Raw genomic sequence first — 17568 nt, forward strand, 5'->3', positions numbered from 1 at the left:
CGCTTCTCTATTTTACCAAGACAACCTTCGGGAGCAAACCCTGAAAAAAGAATTATCTTTGACATTTATCAGATTTTCACTCTCATGACGCGCATGGCGTTGGCAACGGCAATAAGCGTGACGCCGACATCAGAAAAGACCGCTTCCCACATTGTGGCGAATCCGAGCGCGCCGAGCAGAAGAAAAATGATTTTCACGCCTAACGCAAAGCCGATGTTCTGCCAGACGATGCGGCGGGTGCGGCGTGCAATCCGGATGGCATCGGCTGTTTTTGACGGCTGATCTGTCATCAGGACGACATCAGCTGCTTCCACAGCGGCATCCGAGCCGAGAGCGCCCATGGCAACCCCGATATCAGCTCTGGCAAGCACAGGCGTATCATTAATACCGTCGCCGACAAACATCAGTTTTTCATTCGGTGAAAGCTTAGCTTCCAGTTCTTCAACACGCTGCACCTTATCCCCCGGCAGCAGCTCGGCATAAACGTCATCAATACCTAACGCTCTGCCGACGGCCTCTCCGGTCTGTTTTGAATCACCTGTCAGCATCATCGTGCGCTTAACGCCGAGCGCTTTTAAGGAAGCGATGGCCTGTTTGGCATCCTCTTTGATTTCATCAGCGATGACGATGGCTCCGGCATACTGCTGATCAACGGCTATATACACAACCGTTCCGGCGTCTTCACCTTTGCCGGAGGCGATCTGTTCTTTTTCCATGAGCTTTTTATTTCCGGCCAATATCGTTGATCCGCCGGCATTTGCCCGAATACCGTGTCCGGGGATTTCTTCATAATCGTCTATTTTCTCAGCGGCCAGCGGTTTCCCGTAAGCTTCGCGAATGGACGCAGCGATCGGGTGGTTGGAATGGATTTCTGCAAGTGCCGCCGTATAAAGCAGCCGGTCTTTTGTAAAACCCTCTGCCGGTTTGATGTCAGTAACAGCAAAATTGCCTTTTGTTAAGGTTCCCGTTTTATCAAAAACCGCGTAAGTTACTTGATTGAGCGCCTCTAAATAGTTGCTTCCTTTTACAAGCACCCCCGCTTTTGATGCGGCTCCGATACCGCCGAAAAACCCGAGCGGGATGGAGACGACGAGCGCGCACGGACAAGAAATCACGAGAAAAATCAGCGCCCGGTATACCCAGTCAGAAAGAGCGGCGGACGGGACGAGAAGCGGCGGCAGAAAGGCGAGAAGCACTGCAACAATGACAACTGCCGGCGTATAATATTTTGCGAATTTCGTGATGAAGTTTTCCGTTTTTGCTTTCCTGCTGCCCGCATTTTCAACAAGGTCCAGTATTTTCGATACGGCAGAGTCTTCATATCCTTTTGACGTCTCAATGTGCAGAACGCCGTTTTGGTTCATGAACCCGGCCATCACATCTTGTCCGGGCGCCGCTTTTTTCGGTACGGATTCCCCGGTCAAAGCAGATGTATCAACCATTGATGAGCCGCTCAGCACTTTTCCGTCTAACGGGATCCGTTCTCCCGGATTGACAACGATGACCTGTCCTGCCTTTACTTCCTGCGGAGAAACCGCCGTAATGCCTTCTTCTGTTTTCAAATTCGCGTACTCAGGACGAATGTCCAACAGCGCGCTGATTGATTTTCTGGATCGGTTGACTGCCGCTCCCTGAAACAGTTCGCCGATTTGATAAAACAGCATGACCGCGACGCCTTCCGGATATTGATGGATGATAAAAGCGCCGATTGTAGCAAGCGCCATCAGAAAATGCTCATCAAACACCTGGCCCCGCACAATGTTTTTGGCTGCTCTGGCTACGATATCCCCGCCGATGATTAAATAAGAGGCGAAAAAGAGCAGAAATTCAAGGACGGCCCCCGCATGAACGAAATAAGCAATTGCCGCCAAAATGGCGCCTGCAGCCAGTCTTACCATCATCATCTGCAATTTTTCACGGTATACATCGCCGCCTGTTTTTTTGTCTTGTTTTGAACGGACGGTTACGTGCGGATCAATGGTTTTTACTTTTTTCGCAACTTCGTCTTTCATCCATTGTTCGTCTTTGCCGCCGGCTGTAACCGTGATGATGCTTGCCGCAAAATTGACATCACACCCGTCAACGCCGTCAATGGACTTTACGCCATTTTCAATTTTTTTCGCACAGTTGCTGCAATCCAGTCCGTCCAACACAAATTCCCGCTTGGCTGCTTTCATTTTGACTCACCTTACCTTCCGTAATAGGATTCCCAAAACATGAACGCAAGTAAACAAATTATATATATGAGCATATATTCATATATTAGTTTCTTTATTATATGCCGCTTTTGGATAAAGTGTCAATAAAAAAACAAAACCGGCATCAGCCGATTTTGCCTTTTTTCACTTTTTGTAAACGCAATGCATTCAGGACCACCGATACTGAGCTGAATGCCATTGCCGCGCCCGCTACCCACGGAGCTAAAAAGCCGGCTGCGGCGATCGGGATGCCGATGGTGTTGTACCCCAAAGCCCAGCCTAAATTCTGTTTAATGTTTCTCATGGTCAGGCGGCTCATGCCGATGGCATCGGCAATACCGTTCAGATCTCCGCGTATCAGCGTGATATCCGCAGTCTCCATTGCAATGTCAGCCCCCGTGCCGATGGCCATGCCGATATCAGCCGTCGCCAGGGCCGGAGCATCGTTTATACCGTCGCCGACCATGGCCACAAGTCTGCCTTCTTGCTGCAGCCGGGAAATTTCTTCAGCTTTTTGTTCAGGAAGCACTTCAGCAATCACAGCGATGATGCCGGCTTCTTTTGCGATGGCTTCCGCCGTTTTCTTGTTGTCTCCGGTCATCATGATGACATCCAGCCCCATGTCCGTCAGACGCTTCACCGCAGCTTTTGACGTATCTTTTATTGTATCGGCGACCGCGATAAGCCCTGCTGCTTTTCCGTCAGCGGCTGCAAGCATGACCGTTTTCCCCTCTGCTTCAAGCATAGACATTTGAGAAAGAAGCGCCTCATGCTCGATATTTTCACTTTCCATCAGCCTTCTAGTTCCGACGAGAATCGTTTTGCCTTCCGCTTCAGCGTATATGCCGGAACCGACGCGGGCTTCGAAACGGGTCAGTTTCGGCAGGGTGATGCCCCGCTTTCTGACACCGGATACGATCGCTTCGCCAAGCGGATGCTCCGAGCCCGTTTCAGCCGCCGCCGCAAACTTCAGCAGATCATCCTCTTCCACGCCCGCTGCGGGAATGGCGTCTGTCAATACAGGCTTGCCGTTTGTAACGGTTCCCGTTTTATCAAGCACGATCGTCGTCAGCCGCTGTGTTTTTTCTAAATGCTCTCCGCCTTTAAACAGAATGCCGAATTCAGCCGCCCGGCCTGATCCCGCCATAATGCTCGTCGGGGTGGCGAGTCCGAGTGCGCACGGACAGGCGATAACGAGAACCGCGATGAACTTGCCGATCGCTTCAGAAAACTGCCCCGGCGCCGCCCATATATACCAAATGAAAAAAGTCAGCACGGCAAGGCCTAACACGACCGGGACAAAGATGCCGGATATGTGATCGGCGAGGCGCTGAATCGGCGCTTTTGATCCTTGTGCTTCCTCCACAATCTTAATAATGTGAGCGAGAGCGGTATCCTTTCCGACATTGACTGCTCTGATCTTGAGAAAGCCGTTTGCGTTTATCGTCGCGCCGGTTACGGTGCTGCCCGGAGATTTATCAACGGGCAGGCTTTCTCCCGTGATCATAGATTCATCAATCGCTGAATGTCCTTCGATGACCTCACCGTCTACAGGGACGCGCTCTCCCGGCTTCACATAAACGATGTCACCGGTCCGTACCTCTTCAATCGGAATCACCTGTTCCCGTCCGTCCCGCACGACCGCGGCCGTCTTCGCCTGAAGCTTCATTAATTTTTTAATCGCTTCTGATGAGCGACCCTTCGCCTTCGTTTCCAAAAGCTTTCCTAACAAAATCAAAGTCAGCAGAATCGCGCTCGTTTCATAATAAAGCCCCTCAGCATGACCGTTTCGGCCGAGGCTGGCGATAGTAAGATAAAGGCTGTAAGCATATGCCGCCGTCGTTCCGAGCGCAACAAGGACGTCCATATTGGCGCTTTTATTTCTGAGAGCTTTGTACGCTCCTGTGTAAAAAGGCCATCCGATGATAAGCTGTACCGGTGTGGCAAGCGCGAATTGCATCCATGGGTTCATCAGGATGTCAGGCATCCAAATAAAGGACGTAAATGAAAAGTGGCTGACCATCGACCATAAGAGCGGAAATGAGAGAACGGCGGAAAATATCAGCCTGGTCAGCTGTTTTCGCTGTTCCTTTTGCTTATGGGTTTCGGCTGAGCCTTCCTCGCCATCTCCCTTTTCCTCTAAACGGTAGCCGAGCTTCGCGACTGTGTCTTTCAAGTCCGCGGCCGTAACGGTTTTTGGATTGTATTCAACGGTTACTGTTTCCAAAGCGAAGTTAACCGGCGCGCTGTCGACTCCCTCTATTTTATTCAGCCGCTTTTCAATTCGATTGGCGCAGGCGGCGCAGGTCATCCCTTCAATCTGAAAATCCGTTTTTTCTGTGACGACGTGATATCCGAGTTTTTCAATTTTTTCTTTAATCGCTTCAGATTCGATTTTGTCAGGCTGATAGGAAATGTTTGACGTCTCAAGCGCCAGATTGACGGAGGCGTCAGTGACTCCGTCCATACGTTTCAGCCCTTTTTCAATTCTTGATGCGCAGGCGGCGCAGGTCATCCCTGCCACTTGAATCGTTATCTCTTTTTGTTCACTCAATGCACTCACCTCTCCTCAAACCCCCCTGGGGTATGTATAATAGTAAAAGAAAACCGCGCCCGTTCCCCAAGCGCGATAAAGCATTAAACGACATCATAGCCCTGATCTTCAATGGCGTCTTTTATATCTGATACGGAGACTTGCTTTTCATCAAACGTAACGTCCACCTGTCCGGCTTCAAGATGCACGTGAACCGCGGTGACTCCGTTCAGCTCTCCGACGCTCGTTTCCACGGCTTTTACACAGTGCTGGCAGGACATGCCTTCTACTTGTAGCGTTTTTTGTTCCATGCTGCTTCCCTCCACATTTTATTTTCACATTCAGTTTACCATACCCCTGTAGGGTATTAAAACCGTTTTGTTTAAGATTTCGCGAATTTTTTCATCACATCCAGCAGCTCGGTAATGGCATGCTCCCCGTTCCCGCTCTTAATCGCGTCTGATACGCAGTGATGGGTGTGGTCTTCTAACAAATGCAGAGCAACCTTTTGCATAGCTGCCTGTACGGCCGAAATCTGAACGAGAATATCCACGCAGTACCGCTCATTCTCTATCATGTTCTGAATGCCTCTCACCTGGCCTTCAATCCGTTTCAGCCGGTTTTTAATCTGTTCTTTTTCCTTCGAACTTTTATGATTTAACGATTGATGCTCCGTATGCTTGTCCATTCGTCCACCTCTATTTCTCTTAATCATTCTCATTATACAAGTTCAGAAAACTGATGTAAAAAAATTCACCTCACAGGTTTTACCAGCTGAATCGCAGGGTATATAACGTTTAGCTATTATGAAAAGGGGGAGAATCATTGAATACAATACAGGTTGGCCTATTAGGATACGGTTTGTCCGGTTCCGTCTTTCATGCACCGCTTCTAGACGTTCTTGATGACTACCATATTAAAAAAGTCATGACATCCAGAACGAATGAGGTGAAACGCGATCTGCCCGGGGCCGAAGCCGTACGTACGATAGAAGAGATTACCGGCGACCCTGACATTGACCTCGTCATTGTCACTACACCGAGCGGAATGCATTATGAATCAGCAATGAAATGTCTCCTCGCGGGAAAACACGTCGTTGTGGAAAAACCGATGACGGCGACAGCCGCCGAAGCTGAAGAGCTGAAGAAAACGGCTGAGGACAAAGGGGTCTTATTGAGTGTGTATCACAACCGCCGCTGGGACAACGATTTTTTAACGATTCAAAAGCTTGTTCAAGACGGATCTCTTAAGGACATTCATACATATCACGTCTCTTACGATCAGTACAATCCGGAAGTACAGGAAAAATGGCGGGAAAAAAGCGGGCCCGCCACAGGCACGCTGTACGATCTCGGCTCGCATATCATCGACCAGGCCCTCTGCCTCTTCGGCATGCCGCAAGCTGTCACCGCACATGTAATGGAACAGCGGGAGAACAGCGAAACAACCGACTGCTTTCATGTCACATTGCATTACGGCAAGCTTCAGGCCGTTCTTCATTCCGGGTCTATGAATGCGGCAAGCGGTCCCCGCTACCAAATTCACGGAAAGCATTCAAGCTTTATCAAATACGGGACGGACGGACAAGAGCGCGCGCTGCTTGCGGGTAAAAAACCGGTTGATGACAGCTGGGGCGCAGACGATCCCGACTATTTCGGAAAGCTGACAATTGCCGAGGAAGATAGGAGAAATACAGAAACAATTCCCTCGCTGCACGGTTCGTACCTTACGTATTATAAGCTTTTGGCAGATAGCATTCAGAAAGAAAAACGGCTTCCCGTTACGGCTGAGGAAGGCATTCATGTCATCCGCGTCATTGAAGCCGCGATGAAAAGCAGTGAACAAAAACGGACGGTTATACTGGAATCCTAAATTAAAAACCTCCCTGCCGTATAAGCAAGGAGGTTTTTTTGCGGGTTTAGAATGATTTTCCTGCTTCTTTCGCACGGGAAATCGCATCTTCTTTAATTTGCTGCGCTTTATCCGGTTCAGCATTATGGCCTTCAACGATTAATCCGTCGAAAGAAGGAACACCGAAGAAGTTCATCATGATGCCGATGTAGCGGTGGCCCATTTCCATATCAGCCGCAGGGCCTTCAGAATAATAGCCTCCGCGCGCTTGAATGTGCAGCGCTTTTTTATCAGTCAGAAGGCCGATCGGTCCTTGTTCTGTGTATTTGAATGATTTTCCTGCTACTGCTACAGAATCAAGGTACGCTTTCATCACAGGCGGGAATGAGAAGTTCCAAAGCGGTGTGACAAACACGTATTTATCAGCTGACGCGAATTGATCGCTCAATTCATTAAGACGGCCGACTTTCGCTTTTTCCGTTTCAGAAAGCTCTTCAAAACCAGTACCTGATCGAAGTTTACCCCAGCCGCTGAATACGTCCGCATCAATGTGTGGAATGTTTTCTTTATACAGGTCGATATGTACAACCTCGTCATTCGGGTTTGACTCTTTATAAGAATCGATAAACGCTTTTCCGGTTGCCATGCTGTAAGATGTTTCCTCATCGTGAGGATGAGCAGTGATATAAAGTACTTTTGCCATAGTATAACAGCCCTTTCGTTTTCAGATTACACACACATTTATTATGAAATATGAATGTTTTTTTATACTATTCAACTCTGTAATAATTATAGTTACAAAAAAATCATTTAGCAACAATAATATCTCGAAATTAGTATATTTTTTAAAAAAGACGGACGAATCACCGTTCATACGCCGTCCGCAATCCGCTGAAAAGTACGGATCATTCCCCGCTGATCCTTAGATACGCCTATAATTTCGGCACTTTTGTGTCAGGGGGCTGTGTTTGTTTCAAGGCGGCTTCCGCCATGTTATCAACATAATGCGGCAACTGATTTAGAAAATGAATGCTTCATTTTTACGCCTGCCAATTGCCCGATCCGGATTCAAATTGAACAGCATCTGCAGCGCGCCATCGGCAGCCGCTATCGAAAAATGGAGCTGACCAGCAGCATGGCTCATCAATATTATGTCCGGGAAAATATCGGCGTCTCCATCTTTACGGCCACGGCGCATTCAGAGCCGCTCGAAGGCACGAAGGTCATCCCGATTCATAACCTGGCGATCTCACCGCCGGTCGGGCTTTTGACAAATCAAAAAGAAGAGCATTTTGACAGCCCCACAAAGGATTTGATCAGCCGGATAATCGAATGGTTTCATCAGCACGGCACGAATTAAAAACCCCCGCTTCTATACCCGCGGGGGTTTCCGTGTTTTCATATTATATAATGCTCCGCACCAATCCGCCGTCGATCCGCAAAGCCGATCCGTTAATCGCAGACGACAAAGGACTGCTTAAAAAGGTGACAAAGTGAGCAATTTCTTCAGGGCGGATCAATCGCTCAATAATGGACGTCGGACGATTTTCCTGCATAAACCGTTTTTCCGCCTCTGTAACGGTCAGGTTTTCATCAGGATAAAGCGACTCCAGCATCGCCTCGACGCCTTCTGTCTTGGCAGAACCGGGCATCACCGTATTGACGGTCACACTCGTCCCTTTTGTCAGCTCAGCCAAGCTTCGCGACAGTGAAAGCTGCGTCGTTTTGGTAGCGCTGTAATGGGCCATTTCCTGTGAAGGCATGACCGCCGCTTCACTGGCGATAAAAATCACCCGTCCTTCCTTTCGTTCAATCATCTGCTTCAAATACCGGCGTGTCAGCCGAACGCCGCTCATGATGTTTACCTCGAAAAACCGGAACCACTCTTCATCCGGGATATCAAAGTATTCCGCCGGCTCAAAAATCCCCAAATTGTTCACGAGAATATCGATCTCCGGATACTGCTGAAAAATCCCGCTGCACCCTTCCGCCGTTCCTAAATCAAATGCAGCCGGATACAGACGGGCGCCCGGTGTCTGATGCTGCAATTCTCGAATCGTTTCTTTCACCTTCTCTTCCCGGCGCCCATTAATGATGACATCCGCACCTTCTGCAATCAGCGAAGCCGCAATCGCCCTCCCGATTCCTGACGTAGACCCGGTCACAAGCGCCGTTTTCCCTTTCATCTGCAAATCCATCATCCATTCCTCCCTATCGCATATCTTTTCTTATATATGGACAGAAATCGAAAGCCTGAAACCTTCCGTCTCTATTATCGGATAGAAAAATGGCTGACGGGAAGTACGCACTTTTTAGTGCCTGTCCGTTGTCCCAAGTGACGGCTGCTCGATTTGAATGACAAACCGATTCTCTAACTCTTCCTGAGCCTCTTGAAATAGCTCCAAGAAATCCTCAGCATCCGAACCCAATTCCTTCTGACTGATCTCAAAATGCCTCCACACCAAAGTCAGCGGCAGCTCTATCCAGCCTGTCAGACAATCCCATAATGCATTTAGATTTTCACCATAATAATCCGGGAAATCTAATTTATCTTTTAAAATTCGGTGTAAAGCTTCTGCACTTGTAAAATCTTTTCCGTCTATAATGACTTTTAACATTAATAACACCTTCTACTATTTTATTTTATGAAATGTTTTATAATGGTCTGTTGTTTTATAGATTAACCCATCATTAGAATAAAGAAGTCTGTCATTTCCTCGATACCCTGTAGTATAGTTTATATCCGCTTCATACCATACTCTATTTTTAGCTGTTGGTAAAGGATTTCCTTTGTTTTTAAATATATCCCCACCAATACTTTTTCCTGGTGCTACTTTTGATAAGTTTCCCTTTTTGCTTACCCATCCTAGCTTTTCTGCATCTGCTTTTGTAATGTAGTTATTTGGCAATTTACCATGTTTAGAAACAAAATCAGCCACTTCACTGAAGCTATTTAGTACTTTATTAGCTTTAACACTGTTCTCAACATATTTTGATGTTTTGTTAGCCTTTGATACAGTTCCCGCTAACTTTCCTGGAAGCTTAGTTAAATCTCCCCCTACTATACTTAATGCAGCTACCGTTCTATCAAATGCAGAAAGTTCATTTTGAGTAATTAGATCTTTTCCTGATATAGCTTCACTTCCACCCTTAACATTCGATAATAATGGAATAAGATCAGCAGTAACAGATAGAACATGTTTTGCATTTTTTAAGTTACTGACATCATAATGAGAGATGTTGTTTATATTAACTTCTATTTTCTTTATATTTTTTTGAGAATTCTCTAATTCCTTTGTTTTTTGATTTAATTTATTTAATTTTGTAGTTGTTAAACCATCTGATGAATAATAATGATAATTATAATGCACTTTAGTTTTACTCATAGCATCCAAGTTTTTATCAAGCTTATCAAATGAATTATTTACATATTTCATACTTTTGGATACTTGTGTAACACCAGAATTAATCTGATCAACCGATTTAGTCATTTGCTTTATATTAGAATCAATAGCTTTAAGATTAGCATTTGTCTCATCTGCTGCTTTATTCAGACCGGTAAGTGCATGATTCATTTGATCATAACCACGATTACACATATCCATGGCTCTTTGCACGTCATCTAAGTCTTTATTCATTTCGTCTACTTCTTTATTCATGTCATCTAGATTTTTAACCCATCCGTCCATGGCTTTATTCATTTCATTAACATTTTTCACTTCGCCATCAAGAATATCATTAATTTCATCCATGGCTTTATTACATTGGTCTAAAGCAGCAACTGTTTCATCAATACCCTTACTAATTTCTTTTAAAGTTTGCACAATACTCTTATAGTCATCGACTGCTTTTTGTACCAAAGGTATAATCTTAGTCTTTATTAATTTTTTAGCACTAACAATTTCACTATCTATTAACTTTTTGATTGCTTTTTTTTTGGTTTCTACCCATTTTGTTTGTTTAGACTTGTCTAATTTGTGGTACTCTTCCTGAAGCTTTAAAAGCGTATTTAACGCTGTATCTAAATCAGCAAAATCCTTTTTGGTTATTTCGTTTGATACAGCAAATGCTTTTTCAGGCTTTATGTAATTCGGTAAATTAACCATTGAAAAAACAAAAATAATTAGTATAGCACTTAAGAGTTTTTTCACCATTAGTTCCTCTAATTTATACTTAGCTGATTACTGCTCAATTTATGTTCCTAATTGCTCCTTTCATTCCTGTATATTTATCATTTTCAATAAAATCCCTTAATAGGTATAACATAAAAATATGGTTTTTTAAACCTATAAAAAATCCTTTTTTATCAAAAAGATTTTGAACTAAGTATGCTTATATTTATTTCTATTAACATTAAATAAAAAATATAAGCAATATGTTTTTTAAATGTGAGTAACCCTACTTAGAAAAGAATTTCAGTTTAAATGAAGGAAGATTCTGAATAAATAGTGTGCTAGGTAATTTTAAAAACAGGTTGGCTATTGTCTTTGTTCTGGCTTTAGGTATCTCAGCTGTCGCCGGCTCAAACATCGCAGCAGGATAAGTACCAAGACAAAAAGAGAAGCTGAACTTCTGGTTACTGCCCTTATGAAGCATCAACTTACCAACAAGAAAATAACAGATATACGTTTAAGTAGAAAGGCAATCGCGGCAGGAGTTCCTTTAATTGATGCTGTTCAAATGAAAAATTTCCTTGAATCCCTTTCGCCTGCTCAAGCGAAAAATGCAACAAATGGGTGCTGTCAGAGATAGAAGAAAACAGCTTCAAATCTTACCAATCATTTTTTGGGGTGTAGTGATTAGAAGCTGCAGGCCTTGGGTGGCTGGCGAATTACTGGACATGGACGAATATGAGTTCTTATAGGAAGCCTATAACAGTGTCACAAAATATGTTTGCTTGATGACATCTGGGTTACAAACGGCTTAGATTATGTTGGAATATTAAACTTGAACAATGCGGCGGCTGATTTCATAAGCTGGCTGGTTATATTCTTCGTGGTTATATAATAATCAAATGAGCAGGAAAATCGGTCATTAACTCAGGGGAATTAAAAAAAGGGGGAAATGCCAGAAAAACTTATGTCAATTTGATGTTTCTCATTGCATCCTGTACACTCTTTTTCGATCTACTGCTATTGATTAATATTAATGGTCAACAAAAATAACAGGTCGTGTTCAAATCCACGGCCTGACCAAAAATCTAAATGACAGTCTGAAGGCGGCCAAACGGCCGCCCAATGTTTCATTTCGCTAACACGAGAGGGGAATCCCCCTCAGGCAACACATCGCTGCTTACTTGATCACGAAGTCACCATACTCGTCTGAAGAAACCTTAATCGGTCCGTTCAGATTGTAGTTGTTCACCTTGGCGATAGAGCGAAGGACATCCACTCGGGCAACTGATTCTCTCCATTCATCACGTGTATCAGAATTTGATGGATTCATCAGGTCGTCATAGCGTACATCCAAGAATTTATTTAACCATTTCTTCTCATCTACTCCATCTTTAGGAGAGCCGCCCGCTTTTTTGTTTGTGCGTTTGATCAATGCATACAAGGAGTCTGGGTCATCACCGTCGCCATGCTGGATAATTGTATCGTAAATCACAGCTTTCGCCAGCGCCGTTTTCAGTCCGATATTATCTGACCGTTTCATGGCAGGCTGATAATACAAGCTGTCGTTTACTGCATCTTGAGCAGCGCGGAATTCTTTATCATTTCCAAGCGAACGCCAAGCTGAATCAAAACCCTTGAGATTGCTTATATTCCCGCTTTCTTTTTCTGCCAGGCGGCGCAATTCAGGCAGGTACTTTTTCAGTTTGTTATTCGGTACTGCCTTTGTATACACTTCCACTACTTCCAATGCATCCCCGGTAGCGGTTGTAAAGCCGGCCCGGCCGCAAGTATAACCTCTTCCATCAGGCAAATGTTCCACATATCCATATTGAATTTCTGTCTTGCCGTTTTCAAAAATACTGGTCAGCTGCTCCGCTCGACGCTTCTGATCCTTGTCCAGCCCCGCTGCAAAAACCGTTTCGTTCATCATCAGGGTAAAAACCGCGGCAAGAATAAGTGATGAAATAGCTGCCTTCCTCCATGATACTGCTTTTGCCTTCAAACCGACTTTCATTCTATTACCCCTTTCAACAAAAGATAACTACTAGTTTAGTATACATTAAGACATCAGGTTTTTGTTAAAATAGATATTTTTTGTCATTATTTTCAATGTTGATATTACATATTTTTGAAAAGTAAGCTCAAAACACAAAAAAGGAACCATCCCGGCAGGCGGTCCCTTTTTTTTTGAAAAACAAATTGATTTGGAATGGCCGCTTTAGTTCAAGAAAAGCGCACCTTTCACTTTTTTGTTTTTTTCAGTGCTACCGCGATCCAAAAAGGAGTTTGAATGAATGCAAAGCGAGGTTGATTCATTTAATTTCTTATCGAATAGACTAATCATGTAATCCTTTTCCATTGAGAATCTGCTGCACATATTTTTCAACCCTTGACTCTCGCGTTTTAGATTGTTTGGCTTTAGAAAAATAAAGAATGTATGCTCTTTGCCGTCCCGGCGTCAAGGCTTCAAAAGCAGTTTTCAAGGCAGGGATTTCATCGAATTTATTTTGAAGTTCTTCAGGAATGATGAACTCTGTATTCAAATTCACTTTCAAACCGGCTTTTTCAACTTCAATGGCTTCATCAATATAGGCTTTCAAGATGGTTTCCATTTCAGCTATTTCTTGAACATTGGTGAACCGGATCTGGCGCGCCGCCTGTACATTCTCCGTTTGTTGGATTAGAATTCCATGGGCATCCTGTAACAAGGCGCCTTTGGGAAACAGAAGCGCACAATATTCTTTAAATCCATGTATTAACACGATGTTCTTTTTCTCGAACGTGTAACAAGGATGCATCCACTTAAATTCTTCGGTCAGCTCACAGTCAAGAACGATATTTCTCAACTTCTCATATTCTTCCTTCCACGTTTTAGCTTTACTCATATATTCATCAACCTTAGGATTCATACTGCTATTTGTCATCAAGGAACACCTCTCTTCATGTTTTTAACCAGCTGACAGTCAAGAATATTCATTCCCACTTTCTCCAGCTCTTTATGCTAAGACGCTAAACGGTGCCGTGTCAAGCAGATCTGGCTTGGAAAGTTTTCGTCGCTAATCTGCCCGTCAGTTAAAGAAAATCAACAATATTTGTTTAACGAACCAATAAGTAAGAACCTGTTCATTAAAGAAGCGGTCCCGATAGAATGGATCTATAAAATGTATTTTTAAGGGAATATAGCGCCCGGCTTTAATAACTTCAATTGAACATCATTATCTAAAATAGATTTAAACCACATTCATGCATAAAAAATAATCCAGTTCGACGAATTGTTAGATTGCATTTATTGCATATAAATCGTTGTAAAAAATAAAGCATAAACTGTCCTTTCGGACAATTTATGCTTTATTTTAACCGCGTGACAACACTGCGGTTTCGTCTTATGTATGGAGACGGTGGGAGTCGAACCCACGTCCAGAAACATCGATTACTTAAGCGTCTACGAGCGTAGCCTGCATATTTTGTGTTTCACTCGTCTTCGTGCCTGCTGGCGGGCCTTCCGAGAGCTAGTCTGTCAGTCTCTTCTTACGTTCTCAGACGGGAACGCAAGCGTAGCCTACTTGGATGTGCTCTTCACGGACACATAGGCAATGTCAGGAAGAGCTCGCTGCGCTTATTAGGCAGCTAGTGCTAAGTTTTGGTTAAAACTTTTAGTTTTGCCAGTTATATTTAGGTGCGTGTTAACGAGATCGCCTCTCGGCTCGCAGCTCAAGCTCGATCCATCCCTGTCGAATCCGTAACGTCCCCTTGTAAAGGGTATACGGGAGATATTTCAAGCTCTTGCTCAACTGGCTGTACTCTTATTATATCATGGCCACAGACAAATTCAATTGGGAATTACTTCAAAAAACCTTCTGTGAACTTGATGTGTGAACAGTATAGCATAAGGCTGATCGTCACATCAAGCTGTATGCATCAGAAGCCTTTTTGTCTGTCTCTGAACGCTCTTTCAATTTCCCGTTTGGCGTCTTTGCGTTTTAAGTCATCGCGTTTATCGTATGTTTTCTTCCCTTTTCCGAGGCCGATTAATACTTTGGCAAAGCCGTTTTTTAAGTACAGCTTTAACGGCACGAGGGAATAGCCCTTTTCTTTTGTCAGTCCGATCAGCTTATTGATTTCTTTCCGGTGCATCAAAAGCTTTCTCGTCCGCAGCGGGTCATGGTTGTAGCGGTTTCCCTGCTCGTACGGGCTGATGTGCATGTTGTGCAGAAACACTTCACCGCGTTCGATTTTTGCGAAGGAATCCTTCATGTTTACGCGGCCGGCGCGGATGGCCTTAATCTCTGTTCCTTGCAGCACGATGCCTGTTTCATAGGTTTCTTCTATAAAATAATCGTGGTTCGCTTTTTTATTTTGCGATAATACTTTGCCTGATCCTTTTGGCATGCCTTACCCTCCTCAAAAACCGTTCGTGTGTGCGATACGCTCTATTTTAGCAAAAGGAGCGCGTAACGACAATGAATATGCGGCTTGCGAAAGAAAGCAAACAGAGCATTTTGCCCTGTTTGCTTTCTCTGTTACTACTTCTTCTTTTTACGCTTTTGCTTCGGCGCGTTTTGGAAGCCGCGTTTCTTCTTCTTTTTCGGCTTTGTAAACCATTCCCCTTTTTCTTCTGATTGCGGCGGGGAAGCAGGTGTATTGCTGTTCAATACTCGTTTTCGCGCCGGTCTGCCGCGTTTTCTGCGATCGCCTGTTTCTCTCGGGCGGCGCGGGGTGCCTTTCATGCCGACGATTTCAAAGTCGATGTTTCGTTCGTCTTTATTAACGCCAACGACCTTAACCGTAATTTCGTCTCCGATGCGGTAAACATTGCCCGTGCGCTCGCCGATCATGGCGAAGTGCTGCTCGTCAAAACGGTAATAATCATCCGTCATGAAGCTGACATGGACAAGCCCTTCAATCGTATTCGGCAGCTCAACGAACATCCCGAAGTTGGTGACGGAGCTGATCATGCCGTCAAACTCTTCTCCGATCTTATCAAGCATATATTCCGCTTTTTTCAGATCGTCCGTTTCCCGTTCGGCATCTACGGCGCGGCGTTCCATCGTTGACGTGTGGCCAGCGATTTCCGGCAGACGTTCAGCCCACTTTTCCCGCGTTGCCTCGTCCGTCTTCCCGTTGATTAAATACGTTCTGATCAGTCTGTGAACGATTAAGTCAGGGTAGCGGCGGATCGGCGATGTGAAGTGAGTGTAAAATTCAGTTGCCAGCCCGAAATGCCCCAGGCTTTGCGGGTCATACTTCGCCTGCTTCATAGAACGGAGCATAACCGTTGAAATGACGGTTTCTTCCGGGCGGTCCCGCACCTCATCAAGAATGCTTTGCAATGCGCGCGGATGAATATCTCCGGCTTTTCCCTTTACGATGTAACCGAATGTCGTCACAAATTCCAAAAACTTTTGGAGCTTTTCAGCGTTCGGCTCTTCGTGAATCCGGTAAATAAACGGCACGTTCATCCAATGAAAATGCTCGGCCACCGTTTCGTTTGCGACAAGCATAAATTCTTCAATCAGCTTTTCAGCGACGGAACGCTCTCTGATCACAACGTCTTTTACGGCGCCTTCATCATCGACGAGCACTTTCGCTTCTTTAAAATCGAAGTCAACGGCCCCGCGGTTCATCCGCTTTGCCCGAAGAATTTCAGCCAGACGCTCCATGTCTTTAAACATCGGAACGAGCGGCTCGTATCTTTCTTTCAGCTCGGCATCGTCTTCGGTGAGAATCTGATTGACATCGGAATATGTCATTCTTTCCGTCGTTTTGATCACGCTTTGGAAAATCTCATGCTCTGTCACTTGCCCCTGCTGATTGATGGTCATTTCGCAGGAAAGCGTCAGGCGGTCGACTTTAGGGTTTAAAGAGCAGATGCCGTTTGACAGTCTGTGCGGAATCATCGGAATAACCCTGTCGACTAAATATACGCTTGTGCCTCTTTCCAGCGCTTCTTGATCAATCGGCGAGTTCTCTGTGACATAATGGCTGACGTCGGCAATATGGACACCGAGTTTGTAACTGCCGTTATCAAGCTTTGTCACGGTGACGGCGTCATCCAAATCCTTCGCATCCGCGCCGTCGATGGTGACGATCACTTGATCACGCAAATCACGGCGGTCTTTTATGTCCTTTTCATCAATGGTATCCGGCGTATTTGTTGCCTGCTCCATCGCTTCAGCCGGAAAATCTCCCGGCAGGCCGTGCTTATGGATAATTGATAAAATATCAATGCCCGGATCATTTTTATGTCCGAGAATCTCAACGATTTCTCCCTCGGCATTCATGCGGCCTTCCGGATAGCTTGTCAGCTTCACCACGACTTTATGGCCTTCCGCCGCGCCGTTTTTGGCGTGTTTCGGGATAAAGATATCGCTCGTGATTTTTTTATCATCCGGGATGACAAAGCCGAAGCTTTTTGTTTCTGTGTATGTGCCGACGACACGGTCAATGCTTCTTTCTAAAATGCGGATGACCGTTCCTTCCTGTCTCGAACCGCTTGACTGAGAATTCAGCCGCACCATGACAATATCGCCGTTCATGGCCGTATTCAGCTCAGTCGGAGGAATAAACACGTCGCTTAACGCGGTATCCTCCGGCAGCAGAAAAGCAAAGCCCTTCGCATGCGCCGAAATTTTTCCTTTTATTAAATTCATCTTTTCCGGAAGCCCGTAGCGGTTGCTCCGCGTGCGCACGATTTGGCCTGTCTCCTCGAGCGCCACTAAAGCTTTCACCAGCTCTTTAAATTCCTCCGCTTCCGTAATATTCATCATCTCCTCAAGCTCTTGAACGGTAAGTGGCTTGTACGCCTCTTCCTTCATGAACGAGAGAAGGCGGTCCATAAACGTTTCTTTTTCCATTATCCGACCTCCTGTTT

The 17568-nt window shown here is 45.1% G+C and carries 13 protein-coding genes, 1 other RNA gene and 1 pseudogene; 2 read left to right on the forward strand and 13 right to left on the reverse strand.

Annotated features, from left to right (window positions below; genetic code table 11):
* Positions 1–68: 68 nt before the first annotated feature.
* The 4 genes from J7E26_RS01745 to csoR form a co-directional block, all read right to left on the reverse strand.
* The gene (locus J7E26_RS01745) at positions 69–2177 is read right to left on the reverse strand and encodes a heavy metal translocating P-type ATPase (RefSeq protein ID WP_214803011.1); all 2109 of its coding nucleotides are present in this window, start codon (positions 2175–2177) and stop codon (positions 69–71) included.
* A gap of 145 nt (positions 2178–2322) precedes the next feature.
* Positions 2323–4752 carry a heavy metal translocating P-type ATPase gene (gene copA / locus J7E26_RS01750; RefSeq protein WP_214803010.1) on the reverse strand — a complete coding sequence of 810 codons (2430 nt, stop codon included), beginning with the start codon at positions 4750–4752 and terminating at the stop codon, positions 2323–2325.
* A gap of 83 nt (positions 4753–4835) precedes the next feature.
* Entirely contained in the window at positions 4836–5042 is a 207-nt protein-coding gene (gene copZ, locus J7E26_RS01755; RefSeq protein WP_214803009.1) for a copper chaperone CopZ, read from the reverse strand.
* Between the two features lie 71 nt (positions 5043–5113).
* Positions 5114–5419: a metal-sensing transcriptional repressor gene (gene csoR, locus J7E26_RS01760; RefSeq protein WP_214803008.1), complete on the reverse strand. Its 306-nt coding sequence runs from the start codon at positions 5417–5419 to the stop codon at positions 5114–5116.
* Between the two features lie 137 nt (positions 5420–5556).
* Between csoR and J7E26_RS01765 the strand changes: the two genes are divergently transcribed.
* Complete coding sequence (locus J7E26_RS01765; protein ID WP_214803006.1) at positions 5557–6603, forward strand: oxidoreductase; 1047 nt, start codon at positions 5557–5559, stop codon at positions 6601–6603.
* A 46-nt stretch (positions 6604–6649) separates the two neighbouring features.
* On the opposite strand, the gene J7E26_RS01770 is transcribed toward J7E26_RS01765, so the two are convergent.
* Entirely contained in the window at positions 6650–7285 is a 636-nt protein-coding gene (locus J7E26_RS01770) for an FMN-dependent NADH-azoreductase (protein WP_214803003.1), read from the reverse strand.
* A gap of 312 nt (positions 7286–7597) precedes the next feature.
* Here J7E26_RS01770 and J7E26_RS01775 point away from each other — a divergent pair.
* Positions 7598–7942: pseudogene (locus tag J7E26_RS01775) on the forward strand (LysR substrate-binding domain-containing protein); the annotation flags it as partial.
* Between the two features lie 43 nt (positions 7943–7985).
* Here the strand turns inward: J7E26_RS01775 and J7E26_RS01780 are convergent.
* The 8 genes from J7E26_RS01780 to rnr all read right to left on the reverse strand — a co-directional run bounded on the left by J7E26_RS01780 (position 7986) and on the right by rnr (position 17551).
* The gene (locus J7E26_RS01780) at positions 7986–8780 is read right to left on the reverse strand and encodes an SDR family NAD(P)-dependent oxidoreductase (RefSeq protein WP_214803000.1); all 795 of its coding nucleotides are present in this window, start codon (positions 8778–8780) and stop codon (positions 7986–7988) included.
* Between the two features lie 114 nt (positions 8781–8894).
* On the reverse strand, positions 8895–9200 hold the full coding sequence (locus J7E26_RS01785; protein ID WP_214802997.1) for a barstar family protein: 306 nt from the start codon (positions 9198–9200) through the stop codon (positions 8895–8897).
* A 15-nt stretch (positions 9201–9215) separates the two neighbouring features.
* On the reverse strand, positions 9216–10733 hold the full coding sequence (locus J7E26_RS18515; protein WP_214985092.1) for a pre-toxin TG domain-containing protein: 1518 nt from the start codon (positions 10731–10733) through the stop codon (positions 9216–9218).
* A 1141-nt stretch (positions 10734–11874) separates the two neighbouring features.
* Positions 11875–12711, reverse strand: coding sequence for a chitosanase (gene csn / locus J7E26_RS01795; protein WP_214802994.1), 837 nt, complete (start codon positions 12709–12711; stop codon positions 11875–11877).
* A 322-nt stretch (positions 12712–13033) separates the two neighbouring features.
* The gene (locus J7E26_RS01800; protein WP_214802991.1) at positions 13034–13621 is read right to left on the reverse strand and encodes a YdeI/OmpD-associated family protein; all 588 of its coding nucleotides are present in this window, start codon (positions 13619–13621) and stop codon (positions 13034–13036) included.
* Between the two features lie 463 nt (positions 13622–14084).
* Positions 14085–14447, reverse strand: a transfer-messenger RNA (tmRNA) gene (gene ssrA / locus J7E26_RS01805).
* A gap of 168 nt (positions 14448–14615) precedes the next feature.
* On the reverse strand, positions 14616–15086 hold the full coding sequence (gene smpB, locus J7E26_RS01810; RefSeq protein WP_214802988.1) for an SsrA-binding protein SmpB: 471 nt from the start codon (positions 15084–15086) through the stop codon (positions 14616–14618).
* Positions 15087–15220: 134 nt separating this feature from the next.
* On the reverse strand, positions 15221–17551 hold the full coding sequence (gene rnr, locus J7E26_RS01815) for a ribonuclease R (RefSeq protein WP_214812999.1): 2331 nt from the start codon (positions 17549–17551) through the stop codon (positions 15221–15223).
* Positions 17552–17568: the final 17 nt, after the last annotated feature.

It is taken from the genome of Bacillus sp. ISL-51 (assembly GCF_018613535.1).
Classification (GTDB): Bacteria; Bacillota; Bacilli; order Bacillales; family Bacillaceae; genus Bacillus.

Bases quoted from the DNA above. Each gene is read 5' to 3' on its own strand.
- J7E26_RS01745 (WP_214803011.1), bottom strand. From the start codon at position 2,177: ATGAAAGCAGCCAAGCGGGAATTTGTGTTGGACGGACTGGATTGCAGC.
- J7E26_RS01800 (WP_214802991.1), bottom strand. From the start codon at position 13,621: ATGACAAATAGCAGTATGAATCCTAAGGTTGATGAATATATGAGTAAA.
- copZ (WP_214803009.1), bottom strand. From the start codon at position 5,042: ATGGAACAAAAAACGCTACAAGTAGAAGGCATGTCCTGCCAGCACTGT.
- J7E26_RS01785 (WP_214802997.1), bottom strand. From the start codon at position 9,200: ATGTTAAAAGTCATTATAGACGGAAAAGATTTTACAAGTGCAGAAGCT.
- csn (WP_214802994.1), bottom strand. From the start codon at position 12,711: ATGAAAGTCGGTTTGAAGGCAAAAGCAGTATCATGGAGGAAGGCAGCT.
- csoR (WP_214803008.1), bottom strand. From the start codon at position 5,419: ATGGACAAGCATACGGAGCATCAATCGTTAAATCATAAAAGTTCGAAG.
- rnr (WP_214812999.1), bottom strand. From the start codon at position 17,551: ATGGAAAAAGAAACGTTTATGGACCGCCTTCTCTCGTTCATGAAGGAA.
- smpB (WP_214802988.1), bottom strand. From the start codon at position 15,086: ATGCCAAAAGGATCAGGCAAAGTATTATCGCAAAATAAAAAAGCGAAC.
- J7E26_RS01780 (WP_214803000.1), bottom strand. From the start codon at position 8,780: ATGGATTTGCAGATGAAAGGGAAAACGGCGCTTGTGACCGGGTCTACG.
- J7E26_RS01770 (WP_214803003.1), bottom strand. From the start codon at position 7,285: ATGGCAAAAGTACTTTATATCACTGCTCATCCTCACGATGAGGAAACA.